The organism is Neisseria sp. P0001.S005 (assembly GCF_051963715.1).
Window position 1 is genome coordinate 1 of record NZ_JBQCTZ010000258.1, and the last position, 4,194, is coordinate 4,194.

General features: G+C 50.3%; 3 protein-coding genes. 1 reads left to right on the top strand and 2 read right to left on the bottom strand.

From position 1 onward, the window contains the following. Positions 1 to 557, bottom strand: a 557-nt coding sequence (locus ACTHSP_RS18350; protein ID WP_440346619.1) for a FadR/GntR family transcriptional regulator, incomplete at its 3' end; no start/stop codon positions are given. Positions 558 to 896: 339 nt separating this feature from the next. Between ACTHSP_RS18350 and ACTHSP_RS18355 the strand changes: the two genes are divergently transcribed. Next, complete coding sequence (locus ACTHSP_RS18355; RefSeq protein ID WP_440346620.1) at positions 897 to 2,873, top strand: TonB-dependent copper receptor; 1,977 nt, start codon at positions 897 to 899, stop codon at positions 2,871 to 2,873. Positions 2,874 to 2,994: 121 nt separating this feature from the next. On the opposite strand, the gene ACTHSP_RS18360 is transcribed toward ACTHSP_RS18355, so the two are convergent. Continuing rightward, positions 2,995 to 4,194, bottom strand: a 1,200-nt coding sequence (locus ACTHSP_RS18360) for a sodium-dependent transporter (protein ID WP_440346621.1), incomplete at its 5' end; no start/stop codon positions are given.

Genomic DNA, 4,194 nt, shown 5'->3' on the forward strand with positions numbered 1-4,194 from the left:
TAGATAATGCCGCTGCGTGTTTGCTGATAAAGCATTTTGAGCAGGCTGCTGGAAAGGTGGCTGAATAGGATATTGTGCGCGGCATCGGCAATGGTTTGATGAAAGCTGACGTCTGCTTCGGCTTGATGCTCCAAATTTCCGCTTTCACAGGCCGTTTCAAACTTCTGCCGCCAGAAGTCAATACGTTTCAAATCGGCGTCAGTCCGTCTTTCGGCGGCCAGCGCCGCCATACAGCCTTCAACGTGACAACTGAAATCGAAAACGTCTGTTTCCCAATTGGTATGTTTGCCGAGCAACTCCTGCCAGCTTTGCAAAAAATCCTGCTGCGGTTTGACAGAAACATAATAGCCATCGCCCTGTCGCGCTTCCAAAACCTGCTTGGCAATCAAGATATTCAATGCCACCCTGACTGACGGACGCGACACGCCGAATTCTTCCGCGAGCGTGCGTTCGGGAGGCAATTTACTGCCTTCTTCATAAATGCCGGTCGCGATACGTTCTTCCAAAATGGCTAAAACCTGATCGCTGATTTTTTGCGGACGAACCAATTTCGCCATGTTGTATTCCTGATGATTGAAGGACAGTTGTATTCAAACGGCCATAAATTGGATTGACCAATTGGCCGCCCATTCTAATCAATCCCCTATTTTTTCGTCAAGAAATGCCATTCTCCCCATTGCAAGCAGTTTAATTCAAACACATTCATTTTTATTGAGTAACCTCACCAATGCCTTCAAATCAATATTTTGGTATGACCAATCTTAATAAACAACCTATGTGCCCAAAATCTAAAAATATTGATTTAGATTAAAATCCCACTGCTTCTATTTTACTAGACTTTATGTATAATACTTAGGTATTAATCAACATAATTCCTAATAATAGAGAGAAACAATATGAAATACCCACCATTACTTATCTTACCCATTGCCTTAGCCGTATCCCAAGCATGGGCAGATACCGATCCTACACCTGAAGAAACGGTTACCCTTTCCCCTGTCACCGTCACCGGCACACAACAAGAAAAAGCCAACCGCGTTACTTTCAACCCCAAAGCTGCTTTGCAACCCCTCCCTGCCGGCGACGGGGCAGACCTTTTGCAATCCGTGCCTAATATGAGCATCATCCGCAAAGGCGGCAGCTCGGGCGATCCGCTGTTCCGTGGCTTGGGTGGCTCGCGCCTCTCCGTCAATGCCGACGACCAGTTTATTTATGGCGGTTGCGGTATGCGCATGGATCCGCCGACTGCCTATATCCACCCAAATTCATTTGACAAAGTCGTGGTCACCAAAGGCCCGCAAACCGTCACCCAAGGTATGGGCCTGGTCAGCGGCTCGGTGCAATTTATCCGTAAAGATCCTGATTTCACTGAAAAACCTTACAACATCAATGCCACCCTGACAGCAGGCAGCAACGACCGCCTTGACGGCTCACTGGAAGCCGAGTTCGGCGGCAAATACGGCTACGTCCGTACCAATATCTCCCATAACGAAGCCGACGACTACAAAGACGGCGACGACAACCGCATTCACTCCAACTTCAAACGCGACAGCCAAATGTTGCAACTGGGTGTTACCCCGACAGAAAACACCACCATTGCCGGCACATACGAGCGCAGCAGGGCCAAGGTTGCCTACGCCGACCGTATGATGGACGGCAGCAAATTCGACCGTGATGCGTGGAATATCCGTTTTACCCAACGCAACCTCACACCATGGTTCAGCGAATTGGAACTGCGCTACGGTAAAAGCGAAATCGACCACGTGATGGACACATACAGCCTGCGTACCATCTACAATCCTGCCGGCAAGCAGATTAAAAATGCCAACAACCCTAAACGCAATACCGATACAGGCCGTCTGAAAGCCACTTTCGACTGGGACAAGCTCAACCTGCAAACCGGTTTGGACTATCTGGACGACGTCCACGTCGCACGCATGGAGCGTGGCGGCGACGGCTACAGCCACAAGCCTTACATGCCCAACCAAAGTTTCAAACAATGGGGTATTTTCACCGAAGCCTCTTGGCAGCAAACCGACAATCAACGCTGGGTAGCAGGTTTGCGCCATGACCAAGTCAAAGCGCATTACGATACCGCACGCGTGACCGACCCCGTTTTGAAACATCAAAAATTCAATTTGAACTCAGGCTTCCTGCGTTGGGAAAGAAATACGGACAACGGCCTGAAATACTATGCCGGCTTCGGTATTGCCGAACGTGCGCCTGACTACTGGGAACGCCTGCGCTCCGAAAACAAAGCCATCCGAGCAGAGCAAAACCGCCAAATCGATGCTGGTGTAATCTGGAAACGTCCTAACCTCCACGCGTCTGTATCCGTATTCGGCAGCGACATCAAAGACTTCATCATGATGGAGCGCCAAGGCATGAATTTCGGCGTGCGCAACATCAACGCTTCTCGCTTTGGCGGCGAAGCCGAAGTCAAATGGACATTTGCACCTAACTGGGAAGTCGGCACCAGCCTCGCCTACACCCACGGCAAAAACCGTACAGACGGCAAACCTTTGGCACAAACCCCGCCGCTCGAGTGGAACAACACCCTCGCCTTTGATAACGGCAAATTCAGCGCGGGCGCATTATGGCGCGTCGTAGCCAAACAAAACCGTTACAGCAAAGGCCAAGGCAATATCGTCGGCCAAGACATCGGCGCTTCTTCAGGCTTTGGCGTACTCTCGCTCAACGCAGGTTGGAAATTCAGCAAATACGCCACATTGCAAGGCGGCGTGGACAACGTGTTCAACAAAACCTATGCTGAATTCGTCAGCCGCGGCGGCGACCCGTCTGCCGGTACTCAAACCATGCGCGTGAACGAACCTGGCCGTACTGCATGGTTGAGACTGCAAGCGAAGTTCTAATCAGCCTCGCGCGTATATAAAAAGGCCGTCTGAAAATTTTTCAGACGGCCTTAATATTTTTAAGGATGTTTTTAAACAAACAGTCCGGCGAAGCAATGCAACACCGGACTGTTTTGCACCATCACTCTGAAATCAAACCCAAAGAGTTGATGAACACGACAATAATCGCAATCGGCGCAAGATAGCGCAACACGCCCAGCCACAGGTAAAGCAGTTGCTTCGGAATGGTACTGCCCATGCCTGCATCGCGTAGAACGGACTGTTTGTCCTGAACCCATGACGTAAACACGGCAACGCTCAATGCGCCAATCGGCATGATGACGGCGGAAATAATGAAGTCCCACAAGTCAAAAATGGTTTTGCCGAAAATTTTAAACTCACTCCATACGCCGAAAGACAGCGCCGAAGGAATACCGACTATGAAAATCGCAATGCCGGTTACCCAAGCATGGCTGCTGCGCTTTTTCTCGTCTTGGCGGATGGTTGCCGCGATAACGGTTTCCAGCATGGAAAACGCGGAAGTCAGCGTGGCAAAAACAACCAACAGCATGAACACAGCAAACAAATACGTACCCATCGGCATTTTCATGAAGACCGCAGGCAACACAACAAAAATCAAACCAGGGCCTTGGCCGGGTTCAAAACCGAAGGCAAATACCGCAGGGAAAATCACCAAACCGGCCAGCAGCGATACAAACAGGTTCATCCACATAATCATATGGCCGGAGCGGAACATATCCTGATCCTTACCCAAATACGAAGCATAGGTAATCATCGCGGACACGCCGATACTCAAGGCAAAAAACGCCTGTCCCAAAGCAGTCAGCATCGTGCCCGGTTTCAAATACGACCAATCCGGTTTCAACAAAAATGCCACACCGTCCATTGCACCGGGCAAGGTCAGCGAACGGATAGCCAGCGCGATAAAGAGGATAAACAAACCCGGCATCAACACGCGGTTTGCCTTTTCAATGCCGTCTGAAACGCCGCCTTTGACCACCCAAATAGTAATCAGCATGAACAAACCTTGGTAAAACAGCGAGCCAAACGGTGAAGAAATCGTATTTTCAAACAGGGCCTTAAAGTCTGCGCCAACGTGAATTTCGCCGGTAAAGCTGTGCACGACGTAGTTCAATACCCAGCCGCCGACCACGCTGTAAAACGACAGCAAAATAAAACACGCGGCCACGCCCATGCGGCCGACCCACGGCCACTGCGAACCGGGACGCAATACTTTGAAGGAGTCGATGGCGTTTTTACCGCCCGTACGGCCGATGTAAAACTCGGCCAGTTGAACCGGCAAGGCTACCAAAATCGTAAA